This window comes from Methylobacterium isbiliense, from assembly GCF_022179325.1.
GTDB lineage: Bacteria > Pseudomonadota > Alphaproteobacteria > Rhizobiales > Beijerinckiaceae > Methylobacterium > Methylobacterium isbiliense.
In genome coordinates this window covers 104,189-118,634 of record NZ_BPQQ01000031.1, presented here as the reverse complement: position 1 = coordinate 118,634, position 14,446 = coordinate 104,189, and the positions used below count along the sequence as shown (strand labels likewise).

General features: G+C 71.7%; 14 protein-coding genes. 10 read left to right on the top strand and 4 right to left on the bottom strand.

The window, feature by feature from the left end; translation table 11 throughout:
* Positions 1–16 precede the first annotated feature (16 nt).
* A complete protein-coding gene (locus MFF61_RS13495) occupies positions 17–886 on the bottom strand; it encodes an SDR family NAD(P)-dependent oxidoreductase (RefSeq protein ID WP_238235631.1) in 870 nt (289 codons plus the stop codon).
* A 172-nt stretch (positions 887–1,058) separates the two neighbouring features.
* On the opposite strand from MFF61_RS13495, the gene MFF61_RS13490 reads away from it, so the two are divergent.
* The gene (locus tag MFF61_RS13490) at positions 1,059–2,177 is read left to right on the top strand and encodes an acyl-CoA dehydrogenase family protein (RefSeq protein WP_238235630.1); all 1,119 of its coding nucleotides are present in this window, start codon (positions 1,059–1,061) and stop codon (positions 2,175–2,177) included.
* A gap of 66 nt (positions 2,178–2,243) precedes the next feature.
* On the opposite strand, the gene MFF61_RS13485 is transcribed toward MFF61_RS13490, so the two are convergent.
* A complete protein-coding gene (locus MFF61_RS13485; protein ID WP_238235629.1) occupies positions 2,244–4,127 on the bottom strand; it encodes a sigma 54-interacting transcriptional regulator in 1,884 nt (627 codons plus the stop codon).
* Between the two features lie 183 nt (positions 4,128–4,310).
* Between MFF61_RS13485 and MFF61_RS13480 the strand changes: the two genes are divergently transcribed.
* The 5 genes from MFF61_RS13480 (at position 4,311) to MFF61_RS13460 (ending at position 8,312) form a co-directional block, all read left to right on the top strand.
* Positions 4,311–5,669 (top strand): CmpA/NrtA family ABC transporter substrate-binding protein, encoded by a 1,359-nt coding sequence (locus MFF61_RS13480; RefSeq protein ID WP_238235628.1) that lies wholly within the window; start codon positions 4,311–4,313, stop codon positions 5,667–5,669.
* Between the two features lie 2 nt (positions 5,670–5,671).
* Complete coding sequence (gene ntrB, locus MFF61_RS13475; protein WP_238235627.1) at positions 5,672–6,511, top strand: nitrate ABC transporter permease; 840 nt, start codon at positions 5,672–5,674, stop codon at positions 6,509–6,511.
* Positions 6,512–6,567: 56 nt separating this feature from the next.
* A complete protein-coding gene (locus MFF61_RS13470; protein ID WP_373324697.1) occupies positions 6,568–7,461 on the top strand; it encodes an ABC transporter ATP-binding protein in 894 nt (297 codons plus the stop codon).
* Positions 7,462–7,486: 25 nt separating this feature from the next.
* Positions 7,487–7,975: a cyanase gene (gene cynS, locus MFF61_RS13465; RefSeq protein ID WP_238235625.1), complete on the top strand. Its 489-nt coding sequence runs from the start codon at positions 7,487–7,489 to the stop codon at positions 7,973–7,975.
* A 73-nt stretch (positions 7,976–8,048) separates the two neighbouring features.
* On the top strand, positions 8,049–8,312 hold the full coding sequence (locus MFF61_RS13460) for a hypothetical protein (protein ID WP_238235624.1): 264 nt from the start codon (positions 8,049–8,051) through the stop codon (positions 8,310–8,312).
* A gap of 78 nt (positions 8,313–8,390) precedes the next feature.
* Here MFF61_RS13460 and MFF61_RS13455 read toward each other — a convergent pair whose 3' ends face one another.
* The gene (locus MFF61_RS13455; protein ID WP_238235623.1) at positions 8,391–9,020 is read right to left on the bottom strand and encodes a glutathione S-transferase family protein; all 630 of its coding nucleotides are present in this window, start codon (positions 9,018–9,020) and stop codon (positions 8,391–8,393) included.
* Positions 9,021–9,259: 239 nt separating this feature from the next.
* Between MFF61_RS13455 and MFF61_RS13450 the strand changes: the two genes are divergently transcribed.
* The 4 genes from MFF61_RS13450 (at position 9,260) to MFF61_RS13435 (ending at position 13,097) form a co-directional block, all read left to right on the top strand.
* Positions 9,260–10,309: a 30S ribosomal protein S2 gene (locus tag MFF61_RS13450; protein WP_238235622.1), complete on the top strand. Its 1,050-nt coding sequence runs from the start codon at positions 9,260–9,262 to the stop codon at positions 10,307–10,309.
* A 114-nt stretch (positions 10,310–10,423) separates the two neighbouring features.
* Positions 10,424–11,347: a translation elongation factor Ts gene (tsf, locus tag MFF61_RS13445; RefSeq protein WP_238235621.1), complete on the top strand. Its 924-nt coding sequence runs from the start codon at positions 10,424–10,426 to the stop codon at positions 11,345–11,347.
* A 158-nt stretch (positions 11,348–11,505) separates the two neighbouring features.
* Positions 11,506–12,228: a UMP kinase gene (gene pyrH / locus MFF61_RS13440; RefSeq protein WP_238235620.1), complete on the top strand. Its 723-nt coding sequence runs from the start codon at positions 11,506–11,508 to the stop codon at positions 12,226–12,228.
* 353 nt (positions 12,229–12,581) lie between these two features.
* Positions 12,582–13,097: a CYTH domain-containing protein gene (locus MFF61_RS13435; RefSeq protein ID WP_238235619.1), complete on the top strand. Its 516-nt coding sequence runs from the start codon at positions 12,582–12,584 to the stop codon at positions 13,095–13,097.
* Positions 13,098–13,403: 306 nt separating this feature from the next.
* Here MFF61_RS13435 and MFF61_RS13430 read toward each other — a convergent pair whose 3' ends face one another.
* Positions 13,404–14,375 (bottom strand): hypothetical protein, encoded by a 972-nt coding sequence (locus MFF61_RS13430; protein ID WP_238235618.1) that lies wholly within the window; start codon positions 14,373–14,375, stop codon positions 13,404–13,406.
* Positions 14,376–14,446: the final 71 nt, after the last annotated feature.

The following is a 14,446-nucleotide window of genomic DNA, read 5'->3' as shown; positions in this document are numbered from 1 at the left end:
GTCGCTGCGCCTGGGTTCAGGTGCCGGACGACGTCCCAGGCTCCGGTGACGCTTGCATGAAGGCCGCGAAGGCGTCCTTGTGCGCCGGATGCCAGCGCGACAGTGCCGGGCGGTTGCGCACGATGTCCTCGGCGGCCCAGCGGATGCGCTTCTCGTCCTGCGCCCGCGTGGTCTCGTTGTCGGGGCAGAGGATGTAGAAATCCCCGGCCGCCATCCCGGAGAAGAGCATCTCCACCGTCTGCTCGGGCGTCCAGGCGCCTCCGGGCTTCTCGGCGACGCCCCGCGCGCGGGTGAGGCCCGTATAGACGAAGCCCGGGATCAGGAGATGCGCGCTCACCGCCGCGCCGCGCTCGCGCAGCTCGTGGGCCAGCGCCTCCGTCACCACCTTCACCCCCGCCTTGCTCACGTTGTAGGGCGTGTTGCCGGGCGGCGTGGTGATGCCCTGCTTCGAGCCGGTGACCACCACGGCGGCCGGCGAACCGGCTTCGATCAGCCCCGGCACGAAGACCTGCAGGACGTGGATGACGCCCCACAGGTTGGTGTCGAGGATGCGATGCCACGTGGCCTCGTCCGAGAAGAAGCGCCCGCCGGCCTCGATCCCCGCATTGGCCATCACGAACGAGACCGGTCCGAGCGCCGCGGCCTCGGCCCGAAGTGCCGCGACGGCCTCGCGCGAGGCGACGTCCGTCGCGACCGCCCGCACCTGCGGCGCCCCGGCGCTGCGGACGGCGCTGGCCGCCGCCTCCAGCGCGTCGCCGGCGAGGTCGGCCAGGACCACGCTGAGGCCGCGCGCCGCGCAGCCCTTCGCGGCGGCGAGCCCGATGCCGCTCGCCGCCCCGGTGATCACGGCGACGCGGCCCGGCGCGAGGGCGGGATGATCTGTCATGCCTGGATTGCCTCGTGGAATGGCCATCGCCCGCCAAGTAGGGCGCCCCGCCGGCCCGGACACCGGGCCGCTCCCGGGCGGCCGGCACTGCACGCCGAAGTGGCACGGATCTTGGAAACACACCGATCGCGCGTCCTGCCACGGCGGGACGGCGGCCGGGGGGACGACGACCATGCTGCGGGTCCTGAGGATGCGCGCCGACAGCGACGGCCCGTCCGGCTTCGACGCGATGCTGCAGGAGGTCCGGGCCGCGGCCGCGCGTGACCTCGCTCCCCTCGTGCGCCGCATCGACGAGGAGTGTCTCTACCCCGAAGCGCCGCTGCGCAGCTTCGCGGCCGCAGGGGCCTTCGCCACGCACCTGCCCGTGGCGGGTCGGGCGGATCTCGGCGGCGCGATCCGGGCGGCCGCCGAGGCCGGCGAGCATTGTCTCTCCACCGCCTTCTGCATGTGGTGCCAGGGGGCGCTGGCCTTCGCGGTGGCCTGCTCGGACAACGCGGCCCTGCGGGCCGATCTTGGCCCGCGGCTCGCCTCGGGCGCGGTGCTGGGCGGGATCGCGCTCGCCAATCCCCTCAAGACCTTCGCGGGGCTTTCGCGCCTGAGCCTCGCGGCGGAGCGCGTGGCGGGCGGCTACCGCGTCTCCGGCTCCCTGCCCTGGGTGTCGAATCTCGGCCCCGGTCACCGCTTCGCCGCGGTGTTCGAGCGCCCCGCCGGGCGTGTCGCCATGACGGTTCTCTCCTGCGATGCCGAGGGCGTGCAGCTCGTCCCGCCGGGCCGCCTCCTCGCCCTCGGCGGCACGCGAACCTACACGGTGAAGTTGCAGAACGTGCTGGTGGCGGACGAGGATCTGCTGGCCGACCCGATCGAAGCGCATTTCCGGCGGATCCGCGCCGGACTGCTGCTGCTGCAGGCCGGGATGGCGCTCGGCCTCGGGCGGGCCTGCCTGCGGCTGATGCGCGATGCGGCGGCGCCCCGCAGCCTCGTCAACGGGCAGCTCGCCCTTCAACCCCGGGCGCTGGCCGATCGGCTCGATGCGCTGGAGGAGGAGGTGTGCCTGCTCGCCGCGACGCCGTTCGAGACCGATCCGGTCTACTGGCGCCGCGTGCTGGAGGTGCGGCTCGCCTTGGGCGAACTCGCGGTCGAGGCCGCCCAGAACGCGCTGATGCATTGCGGCAGCCGTGGCTTCGTCGGCGACGGCGAGGCGCAGCGCCGCCTGCGCGAGGCCGCCTTCCTGGCGGTCGCGGCACCGGCGGTGAAGCACCTGCGCTGGATGCTGGCCGAGCTGCAGTGCTGACCGGGGATGCACGCGAACCGCTTCCGCGACGGGTCCCTCGTCTGCTGAAGGGCGTGCCGACCGTCGTCACGACGGTCGCCGCACGCCCAGCGCCTTGATGCGGGAGGCGAGCGTGGTGGGCTTCACGCCGAGCAGGGCCGCCGCCCCGTCCGGTCCGAAGACGCGGCCGCCGCAGAGCCGCAACGCCTGCTCGATATCCGCCCGGTCGCGGGCGCGCCGCTCGGGCTCCGTGAGAGGACGCGGGCGGGCCGGTTCCGGCACGGCCGGCTGCGGCACGGCGGCCTCCGTCTCCGGCAGGTCGAGGCGCAGGCGGCCGCGGGTCGACAGGATGGCGGCCCGCTCGATGACGTTCTCCAGTTCGCGCACGTTGCCGGGCCAGCCATAGGCGAGGAGGCGCCGCAGGTCGGCCTCCGTCAGGCCGAGGTCCGGGATGGCGAGCTTGCGCGTCACGCCCCGCAGCACGTGCTGGGCGATGAGCGGGATGTCGTCCGGCCGCTCGCGCAGGGGTGCGGCCTGGATCGGGAAGACGTTGAGGCGGAAGTAGAGGTCCTCGCGGAAGCGGCCCCGCCGCGAGTCCGCGCGCAGGTCGCGGTTGGTCGCCGCGATGACCCGCACGTCCACCGCGCGCGTGCGCTCCTCGCCCACCCGCTCGAACTGCCGCTCCTGCAGCACCCGCAGGAGCTTGCCCTGCAGGTCGAGGGGGATCTCGCCCACCTCGTCGAGGAAGAGCGTGCCGCCATCCGCGAGTTCGAACCGGCCGATCCGGTCGCGCAACGCCCCCGTGAAGGCCCCGCGCACGTGGCCGAAGAACTCGCTCTCGAACAGGTCGCGCGGCACCGCGGCGCAGTTCACCCGGATCAGCGGGTGATCGCGCCGCCGGCTGGCCTCGTGGATCGCCCGCGCGATCAGCTCCTTGCCGGTGCCGGATTCGCCCGTCACCAGCACGGTGGCGTCGGTCTGCGCCACGAGGTCGATCTGCTGGCGGATGCGCTCCACCGCGGGGCTGCGCCCGATGATGCCGAGGTGGCGGCTCTCCTGGCGGATCTCCTCCTTGAGGTAGGCGTTCTCGCGCTCCAGCCGCTCGCGCAGGGAATCGACCTCGGCCAGCGCCGCGCGCAGGCGCTCCTCGGCCTCGCGGCGCTGGCTGATGTCGCGAAAGACGATCACCGCGCCGAGCAGGCGTCCGCGGTCGCGGATCGGCGTGGAGGTGTACTCCACCGGGAACGACGAGCCGTCGCGGCGCCAGAACACCTCATCCTCGACGTGGTGCACGGCGCCGTCCCGGAACGCGGCGTAGATCGGGCAGTCGTGATGCGGGTAGTGGCTGCCGTCGCGGCGGCTGTGGTGCACGGTGGCGTGCATGTCGCGCCCGACGAGGTCGCCGGCCGCCCAGCCGAGCATGCGCTCGGCCGCCGGGTTGACGAAGGTCGTCACCCCCTCGGCATTGACGCCGTAGATCCCCTCCCCGGCCGCCCGCAGGATGAGCTGGTTCTCCCGCTCGATGTCGCGGAAGATGCGCTCCATCCGCTGCCATTCGCTGAGGCCGGCGCGCATGTGCCGGTCGGCCTCCGCGTCGACGAGGCGGCGGCGGCGCTCGTCGAGGTCGGCGAGGCAGACGAGCAGGGTCCGCCGCCCGTCGAGATCGAGCACGGAGGCCAGCGCCTCGACCGGCACCGCGTGTCCCTCGGCATGGCGCGGCGTCAGCGCGTGAGTCCAGGTGCGGCCCTTGGCGAAGGCGGCCTCGGTGAACACCACCAGCGCCGCCAGCTGGCCCGGATGCAGCGTGCTCGCCCGCAGGCCGCAGAGGGCATGGCGGGCATAGCCGAGCAGGGTCTCGGCCCGCGGGTTCGCGGCGAGGATCAGGTCCTCCGCCGGGTCGAGGAGGATCATCGCCTCGGGCGCGCCGTCGAAGACCGGGCCGAGCTGCAGCCGGCCGGGTGCCGCGTCCATCCGGTTCCTCCGTCGATGGCAACGAGATCTCGTAGCGCGTCTCACGATATGTCGTAAATCACGATTTCTCGTGATCGCCCGACCGCGCACAAGCCTTTCCACACCCTCTCGTTTTCACGGTCGCGCGCCTTGGCACGCCGCTTGCCAATCGTACGGCATACCCCTCGGCCGCGGGAGCCCACGATGGCTTTGTTCGACAATCCCTTCGACGCGACACGGCGCCTGGGGCGCGGCGGCTGCTCCTGCGGCGCTCATGCGAGCCAGGCCGCGCACGACGCCGCCTGCTGCGACGAAGGTCGGGCCGAGCGGCTGGTCGAGGGGGCGGTGATGCGGGCGCTGTTTCCCCGCGACGCGACGCGGCGGGCCTTCCTCTCGGCGGTAGGCGTCGGTGCGGCCACGGCCGCGCTGCAGGAGGTTCTGCCGATCCGCTTCGCCGCCGAGGCCTTCGCGCAGGCGGGCGCCCCCGAGAAGAAGGACCTCAAGGTCGGCTTCATCCCGATCACCTGCGCGACGCCGATCATCATGGCGGCGCCGATGGGTTTCTACGCCAAGCAGGGCCTGAACGTGGAGGTGGTGAAGACCGCCGGCTGGGCGGTGATCCGCGACAAGACCCTGAACAAGGAATACGACGCCGCCCACATGCTCGCCCCGATGCCGATCGCGATCTCGCTCGGCATCGGCTCGAACCCGCAGGCCTACACGATGCCGGCGGTGGAGAACGTCAACGGGCAGGCGATCACGCTCTCGGTCAAGCACAAGGACAAGCGCGACCCCAAGGCCTGGAAGGGCTTCAAACTCGCAGTCCCGTTCGACTATTCCATGCACAACTACCTGCTGCGCTACTACCTCGCGGAGCACGGCATCGACCCCGACACCGACGTGCAGATCCGGGCGGTGCCGCCGCCCGAGATGGTCGCCAACCTGCGGGCCGACAACATCGACGGCTTCCTGGCGCCCGATCCGGTCAACCAGCGCGCGGTCTACGACGGGGTCGGCTTCATCCACGTCCTGTCGAAGGAGATCTGGGACCGGCATCCCTGCTGCGCCTTCGCGGCCTCGCAGGCCTTCATGACCGAGACGCCGAACACCTACGCGGCGCTGCTGCGCGCGATCATCGAGGCGACCGCCTATGCGTCGAAGCCGGAGAACCGCAAGGAGATCGCGGCGCAGATTGCCCCGGCCAACTACCTCAACCAGCCGGTGACGGTGGTGGAGCAGGTGCTCACCGGCACCTTCGCGGACGGGCTCGGCCAAGTGCGCAAGGTGCCCGACCGGATCGATTTCGACGCCTTCCCCTGGCAGTCCTTCGCGGTCTGGATCCTCACCCAGATGAAGCGCTGGGGGCAGATCAAGGGCGATGTCGACTACAAGGCCGTGGCCGAGCGGGTCTATCTCGCCACCGACGCCGCCAAGCTGATGCGGCAGGCCGGCCTGACCCCGCCCTCGGCCACCTCGAAGACCTTCTCGGTGATGGGCAAGAGCTTCGATCCGGACAAGCCGAAGGAATACCTCGACTCCTTCGCGATCAAGCGCGCGAGCTGAACATGCGCGCCTCGCTCTCGCTGCGCGCCGGCCTCGTCTCGGCGCTGCTCCTCCTGGCGTTCCTCACCGTCTGGCACGTCGCGGTCGGCGGCACGGCCAAGACCGAGGCCATGGACCCCGAATACGCCGCCCTGATGGGGGCGAGCGCGACTACCGGCAAGTCGGCGATGCCGGGACCGCTCGACGTCGCGGTGACGATCTGGCGCCACCTCAAGGACCCGTTCTACGACCGCGGCCCCAACGACAAGGGACTGGGCATCCAGCTCGCCTACTCGGTGGGCCGGGTGGCGCTGGGCTACCTGTTCGCGGTCCTGGTGGCGATCCCGATCGGATTCCTGATCGGCATGTCGCCGCTGATGAGCCGGGCGCTCGACCCGTACATCCAGGTGCTCAAGCCGGTCTCGCCGCTCGCCTGGATGCCGCTCGCCCTCTACACGATCAAGGATTCCGGGCTCTCGGCGATCTTCGTGATCTTCATCTGCTCGCTCTGGCCGATGCTGATCAACACCGCCTTCGGGGTGGCGAGCACGCGCCGCGAATGGCTCAACGTCGCCCGTACCCTGGAGGTCGGGCCGCTGCGGCGGGCCTTCACGGTGATCCTGCCGGCGGCGGCCCCCACCATCCTCACCGGCATGCGCATCTCGATCGGCATCGCGTGGCTCGTCATCGTCGCGGCCGAGATGTTGGTCGGCGGCACCGGCATCGGCTACTTCGTCTGGAACGAGTGGAACAACCTCTCGATCACCAACGTGATCACCTCGATCCTGGTGATCGGCCTCGTCGGCATGGTCCTCGACCAGTTGCTCGCCCGCGCGCAGCGCCTCGTGACCTTCCCGGAGTGAGCGCGATGGCGACCCTGCTGCCGTTCCGCTCCGCCCCCACGCCTCCCGGACTCCCCATGGCCGACGACAAGTACCTCTCGATCGAGGGGATCGCCCGCCGCTACCCGGCGCCGGGTGGGGGCAGCACCACGGTGTTCGAGAACCTGTGGCTGCCGATGCGGCGCGGCGAGTTCGTCTGCATGATCGGGCATTCCGGCTGCGGCAAGACCACGGTGCTCAACATCCTGGCCGGGCTGGAGGCGCCCTCGGAGGGCGTCGTCATCGCGGACGGGCGCGAGATCACCGGCCCGAGCCTCGACCGGGCGGTGATCTTCCAGGGACACGCGCTGCTGCCGTGGCGCACGGTGCTCGGCAACGTCGCCTACGCGGTGTCCTCGCGCTGGCGTTCGGCCCCGCGGGCGGAGGTGGAGGAGCGGGCGCGGCGGGCCATCGCCACGGTCGGGCTCGCGGGCGCCGAGCACAAGCGGCCGGCGGAGCTGTCGGGGGGGATGAAGCAGCGTGTCGGCATCGCCCGCGCGCTCGCCATCGACCCAAAGATGCTGCTGATGGACGAGCCCTTCTCGGCCCTCGACGCGCTCACCCGCGGCACGCTGCAGGACGAGGTGCGCCGCATCTGCGTCGAGACCGGCCAGACCGTGTTCATGATCACCCACGACGTCGACGAGGCGATCTACCTCGCCGACCGGATCGTTCTGATGACGAACGGTCCGCAGGCGAAAGTGGCCGAGATCGTCGAGAACCCGCTGCCCGCCGACCGCGACCGGGCGGCCCTGCACCACGCGCCCGGCTACTACGCCCTGCGCAACCACCTGATCGACTTCCTGGTGACGCGCAGCCGCACCTTCCGGGACGACCCGCCCGCCGGCTACGACCCGCGCCATCCGCCGGTCGTGCGACCGACCCTCTCCGACGCCGACGCCACGGCCATCGCGGCCGCGCGGCGCGCCTGATCCTGTCTTTACAAGGGAGACTCCGATGAAGCGCGAAGACCTCACCGAGAAGCTGCTCGACATCAAGCGCGAGAAGGGCTGGACCTGGAAGTACATCCAGGACGAGATCGGCGGCGTGTCGCCGATCCTGATCACCGCCGCCTGCATGGGCCAGATGAAGCTGCCGAAGGCGCAGGCCCGCAAGGCCGCCGAGCTGTTCGGCCTCAGCCAGGCCGAGGAGCGCCTGCTCAATGAGGCGCCCTACCGCGGCTCGATTCCCTCGCTGCCGCCGACCGACCCGCTGATCTACCGCTTCTACGAACTCGTCATGGTCTACGGCACCACCTGGAAGGAGCTGATCCAGGAGGAGTTCGGTGATGGCATCATGTCGGCGATCGACTTCAACATGACGATGGAGCGCGAGCCCAACAACAAGGGCGACCGGGTGAAGCTGTCGATGTCGGGCAAGTTCCTGCCCTACAAGTACTACGGCAACGAGGAAGGCGTGCCGGAATACGGCTTCAAGGAGGCGTGAGATCGCGCACGGCGGCGTCTCGCCCGATTCTGCACCCTCCTGGTGAGACAGCCCCTCACGCAGGAGTGGACGAATGAGTGCCAAGACGACGCCGTGCAAGACGACGCAGTGCCTGATCGCCCTCGCGCTCGGCGTCACCGCCGCCGCCGCCATCCCGGCGCAGGCCCGGTCCGGGTCCTACGGCGGCCACGGTCAGGTGGGGGGCTGGACCGGGGGCGGCCATGGCGGTGTCCATCGCCCGGTCGAGTACGGCCGCGGCAGCGGCGGGAAGGTCTGCTACAACATCGTCGGCAAACCCTACGTCCTGAAGGGCCGCGGCCGCTGCCCGATCAGCTGACCTCCGTCGTCCGGAAAGATCCGGCACGGCGGAGCGTCGGCGAGCGGAAGCCCCGCCCGCCGCCGCGTCGGGCGGCCGTCAGGCCGCCTGCCCGGCCTGCAGCGCCGCGTCCTTCTCGCGCACCCGCGCCACCGCCGGGCGCTGCATGTGCCGGCCGACATAAGCCGTGATCTCCGGCGTCTCGGGCACCAGCTTGAACATCGTCGTCCAGGCGAGCGCCGCGCCCCACAGCACGTCGGCGGCGGTGAAACGCTCGCCGAGGAGGTAGGGGCCGCGCCGCAGCTGGGCGTTGACGAGGTCCATCACCGCCTCGTAGCTGCCGTAGGGCGACATCGCCTGCGGGGCGGGTTCGCCGCCGCGGGCCTTGTCCACCACCGCCGGCTCGAACGCGCTGCCGTAATAGACCATCCAGCGCAGGTAGGGGCCGCGCAGCGGATCGTCGATGGCCGGCGCGAGGCCGGCCTGCGGGAAGAGGTCGGCGAGGTAGAGGAACACCGCCGCCTGTTCGGTCACCAGCGCGTCGCCGTGGCGGATCGCCGGCACCTTCCCCATCGGGTTGACGGCGAGGTAGGCCGGGGCCCGGTTCTCGCCCGCCTTCATGTCGAGCACGTGCAAGTCGTAGGGCGCGCCGAGCTCCTCCAGCAGCAGCAGGGCGCTCGACGAGCGGGTATTCGGCGAGTGGTAGAGCGTGACGCGGTCCTGGCTCATGCGAGCGGCCTCCTGGCGCCCCGATTCGGGGCAGCGCCACGGTTGGACCGCCGCGGGGCGAGATCAAGGCCGGGTGCGCGCGAGGCGAGGGGCCGCCTTGCCATCCGGGGTCCGATCCGATAAAGCGCCCGCCATCCCACACGCGGAGCCGGCCTCATGCAGCAATGAGGCGTTTCCGGTGGCCGGCTCTCTGCCGGCTGCACCCTCCGCGGCGGATCGAACCGGAGAGAGTAAACGTCATGGCCCTTCCCGATTTCTCGATGCGTCAGCTCCTCGAAGCCGGCGCGCATTTCGGTCACCAGTCGCACCGCTGGAACCCGAAGATGCAGTCGTACATCTTCGGCACCCGCAACAACATCCACATCATCGACCTCGCCCAGACCGTGCCGGCGCTCTACCAGGCGCTGCAGGCGGTGAGCGACACGGTGGCCAAGGGCGGCCGCGTGCTGTTCGTCGGCACCAAGCGGCAGGCCGCGGACGTGGTGGCGGACTCGGCCCGGCGCTCGGCCCAGTACTTCGTGAACTCCCGCTGGCTCGGCGGTACGCTCACCAACTGGAAGACCATCTCGGGCTCGATCCAGCGCCTGCGCAAGGTGGACGAGATCCTGGCCGGCGGCGGCCAGGGCCTCACCAAGAAGGAGCGCCTGATGCTGGCGCGCGAGAAGGACAAGCTCGAGAAGGCGCTCGGCGGCATCAAGGACATGGGCGGCGTGCCCGACCTGCTGTTCGTGATCGACACCAACAAGGAGCAGCTGGCGATCAAGGAGGCCAAGCGCCTCGGGATCCCGGTGGCCGCCATCGTCGACACCAACTGCGATCCGGACGGGATCACCTACGTGGTGCCGGCCAACGACGACGCGGGCCGCGCCATCGCGCTCTACTGCGACCTCATCGCCCGGGCGGCGATCGACGGCATCTCGCGCGGCCAGGGCGCGATGGGCGTCGATGTCGGCGCCTCCGAGGAGCCGATGGCCGAGGAGCTGCCGGCGAACCTCAACGAGCCCGAGGTCGCGCCGGTCGACATCTCGGAGCCCTACGTGGGCGAGCCCTTCGAGCTGCTCGCCGCCCCGCGCGGCGCGCCCGACGACCTGACCAAGCTCACGGGCGTCGGCCCGCAGCTGGTGCAGAAGCTCAACGACGCGGGCATCTACCACTACTGGCAGGTGGCCGCGATGACCCCCGAGGACGTGGCCAAGGTCGATGCCGACCTGAAGCTCAACGGCCGCATCGACCGCGACGGCTGGCTCAACCAGGCCCGCGCCTTCGTCGAGGCCGCCGCGGCCGCGTAAGCGGCCGGCGCGCCGCGCGGGGCGCCTGCGCGCGCCCGACACGTTGACGGATTGACAGCCCGGCGCTGGCGCAGCGCCGGGCTCCCTTTATCGGTGGAGTGGAAAGGACGTCCCATGGCCAACATCACGGCTGCGATGGTCAAGGACCTGCGCGAGAAGACCGGCGCCGGCATGATGGACTGCAAGTCCGCCCTGAACGAGACGGCGGGCGACATCGAGGCCGCGGTCGACTGGCTGCGCAAGAAGGGTCTCGCCAAGGCCGCCAAGAAGGCCGGGCGCGTGGCCGCCGAGGGTCTGGTCGCGGTGGAATCCGCCGGCCGCCACGCGGCGGTGGTCGAGGTGAACTCCGAGACCGACTTCGTCGCCCGCAACGACGGCTTCCAGGCCTTCGTGCGCGAGGCCGCCAAGATCGCGCTCAACACCGAGGGCGGCGTCGAGGCGCTGGAGGCGGCGCACTTCCCCGGCTCGCAGACGACGGTCAAGGACCGCCTGCAGGAGCTCATCGCCACGATCGGCGAGAACATGACCCTGCGCCGGACCGCGCGGCTCGCGGTCGAGAAGGGCGTGATCGCCTCCTACGTGCACGGGCAGGTCAGCGAGGGCCTGGGCAAGATCGGCGTGCTGGTGGCGCTGGAATCGGCGGGTGATGTCGCCTTCCTGAGCACGCTCGGCCGCCAGATCGCCATGCACGTCGCGGCGACGAACCCGCTCGCCCTCGACGCCTCGGGCATCGACGCGGCCACGGTCGAGCGCGAGAGCAACATCCTGCGCGAGAAGAACGCCGGCAAGCCGGACCACGTGCTGGCCAAGATCGTCGAGAGCGGCCTGAAGAGCTACTACAAGGAGGTCACCCTTCTGGAGCAGCCCTTCGTGCACGACACCTCCAAGACCGTGGCGCAGGTGCTCAAGGAATCCGAGGGCAAGGCCGGCGGCCCGGTGAAGCTCGCGGCCTTCGTGCGCTACGCGCTCGGCGAGGGGATCGAGAAGGAAGAGGGACCGGACTTCGCCAGCGAGGTCGCGGCCGCCGTCAAGGGCTGAGGACCGGCGGGCGCCCCGGCGCCTCCGGCTCGTTCCATTCCGCATCGGGCAACGGCCCGGGACGTCCGCGTCCCGGGCCGTTGCCGTGATGGGCGCCTCGACGGGCCGGGACGGGCGGGGTAGAACCCCGCCGCACCCATACCGTGCCAGGAGGCTCCATGTCGGAAACGACGCCGATTCGCCGCGTGCTCGTGAAGCTGTCCGGCGAGGCGCTCGCGGCCCCGGATGGCTACTGGCTGCACCCGCCGACCCTCGCGGCGCTCGCCGACGACATCGCGCGCGCGATCGGGTCCGGCTTCCAGATCGCCCTGGTGGTGGGCGGCGGCAACGTCATCCGGGGGGCGCGGGTCTCGGCCGCGGGCTGGATCGACCGCGCCACCGGCGATTCGCTGGGCATGATCGCCACGGTAATGAACTCCCTGGCGCTGGAGACCGCGCTCAACGCCGCGGGCGTCACCGCCAGGACCATGTCGGCGGTGTCGATGCCGACCATCTGCGAGACCTACGCGCGCCAGCCCGCCCTGCACCATCTCGACAAGGGGCAGGTCGTGGTGCTGGCCGGCGGCACCGGCAACCCCTACTTCACCACGGACACCGCCGCGGTGCTGCGCGCCGCCGAGCTGAAATGCGATGCGGTGCTGAAGGCCACGCAGGTGGACGGGGTCTACTCGGCCGATCCCAAGCGCGACCCCGAGGCCGTGCGCTACGACCGCCTCACGCACGACGAGGCCATTGCCCGCGACCTCAAGGTAATGGACACGGCGGCGTTCGCGCTGGCGCGGGAGAGCCGGCTCTCCCTGGTGGTCGGCTCGGTCCACGCCCCGAGTTCGGTCACGGCGATCCTCACCGGTGCGGCGCCTTCGACCCGGGTGGTGCCGTAATCCCGGGTCGTCTCGCGGCCGGGGTTCCGGTGTGCTGCTGCGTCGAATGCCCCTGTGTTCGATCGCATTAAGCCTTCTGGCTGCTGCAGGATGGCCGCAGAAGGCTATGTCTGCCGCAACGGACGTGGTAGCGAGAGTGCGGGGGCACTCATCCATCGACCGAAGGGCGATCGACCGCTCGCGCATTGATCGCCATGCTGACCGAGCCGCCGTTTCGCCGTCCAAGGCGCCGGTGTGAGTCACGCGACGACGTCCGCGCCAGCGGACCGGATGTGAGGGGATTGGACATGCCGGCTGAGCCCAGGCGAAGCGATGCGATGCCGCTCGACCCCCTCCCCGATCTGGGACGATCCATGCGGTTCGAAGTGGAGCGGAAGTTCCTGGTGGCGAGTGACGACTGGCGCCGTGCGGCCACCGGGCGCCGGCGCCTGCGCGACGGCCTGATCGTCCAGGCCGGCGGGGGCAAGGTCCGGGTGCGGCTCGACGAGACGCGGGCGTGGCTGACCGTGAAGGGACCGCGCGACGGACTCGGACGGGCCGAGTTCGAGTACGAGATTCCGCCGTCCGACGCCGAGGCGATGATGGAGGCGGTCTGCCCCGGCGACCAGATCCAGAAGGTGCGCCACAGCGTGCCGCATGCCGGCCTCGTCTGGGAGGTCGACGTCTTCGAAGGTGATCTCGCCGGCCTGATCCTGGCCGAGGTCGAGGTGGCGCACGAGACGCAGCCGCTGCTGGTCCCGGGTTGGGCCGGCCCCGAAGTCTCGGCCGACCCCCGCTTCCGACAGAGCGCCCTGCTGCGCCTGCGGGCGGAAACCGGACGACCGCTGACGCTGGACGACGTCCTGGCCGGCACGCCGACGAAGGCCTGACCTGGCTCGGCCGAGGCCACCTGCGCGCGCGATAAGGCCCCCCGACCCCTCCGACGTCACGGCCCGACCCGCCACGCCCTGCGCCTGGGCGGCCGGGCCGATCCGGCTGCCTTGCATGATACCATCGCCCCAGGATGCTGACGCATCGATCTCGATCCCGGGCAAGCCCGGGATCGACGGGGCCGATGACCCATCTCACATTTTCGATGCCAAGCCAGAGGCTTGGCGAGACTTCGAGAACGGAACCAACGGTCGTCTTCAACGACCGTTGGTATGGGCCGGACGGCAGCCGACGCGGCGCGTGCCTCAATAGGGCACCTGCGGTGTGGGCGCCGGCTGGATCGGCAGAGGCTCGCGCGCCGGGGCGGGGCTCTGGCGGGGCGGCGCGGCCGGACGAGCACCCGGCGGCCCGGCGGGACCGCGTGGGCCTGGGGGGCCGGCCGGACCGCGCGCACCGGGCTTGCCTGCCGGACCCGCCGGGCCGGCCTCGCCTGACGGACCCGCAGGTCCGCGTGGACCTGCCGGGCCGGCCGCACCCGGCGGCCCGGGCGGGCCGACGGGGCCGGGCGGCCCGCTGTCACCGGGCTGGCCGATCGGGCCGGCAGGTCCCGGCTCGCCCGGGGATCCAGGCGGGCCGATCGGTCCGGGTTCGCCCTTCGGCCCGACCTCGCCAGCGGCACCGGTCGGGCCGGCGGCGCCCGTCTCTCCTCGCTCTCCGACCGGACCGGCGGGTCCGGTCTCGCCGCGCGGGCCCGGCGGTCCGGCCGGGCCGATCTCGCCCTTCGGTCCCGGCAGGCCGGACGGCCCGGTGTCACCCGGAGGGCCGGGCGGCCCGGCAGCCCCCTGCTGGCCAACTGGGCCCGCCGGGCCAGCCGGTCCCGGAGGCCCGGGCGGCCCGGGCGGGCCGGCGGCCCCCGCCTGCGCGGCGCTGCCGTCCTCGCCCTTCGGACCCGGCGGCCCTTGCGGCCCGGGTGCTCCGGCGGGTCCCTGCTGCCCGCACTCGCCGACCACGGCGCTGCGCTCCTGGCGCCGCGTGCGCAGGGTCACGATGCAGGTGGGCGGGTGGTAGACGATGCGGAACTCGAACTGGCCCCGGCCGTCCGTTCTCGCCGCGAAGCGCTCGTCCAGGGTGATCTCGGCATTCGGCTCATCGGCCGAGCCGAGGACCCAGAGTTCGCCGGCCGCGATCTTGGCCGCGAGGATCTGGATCTCCGCGCGGGCCGGCGGCGCGACGAGGCAGGCCGGCGCGGCTGCGACCAGCAGGAGCCGCTTGATCATCCAATCCGTCCCGACCGGCGCCCTCACGCGGGCGTCGTCCTCGCAGCTTGACGGGTTTCGCACGGGCAGGG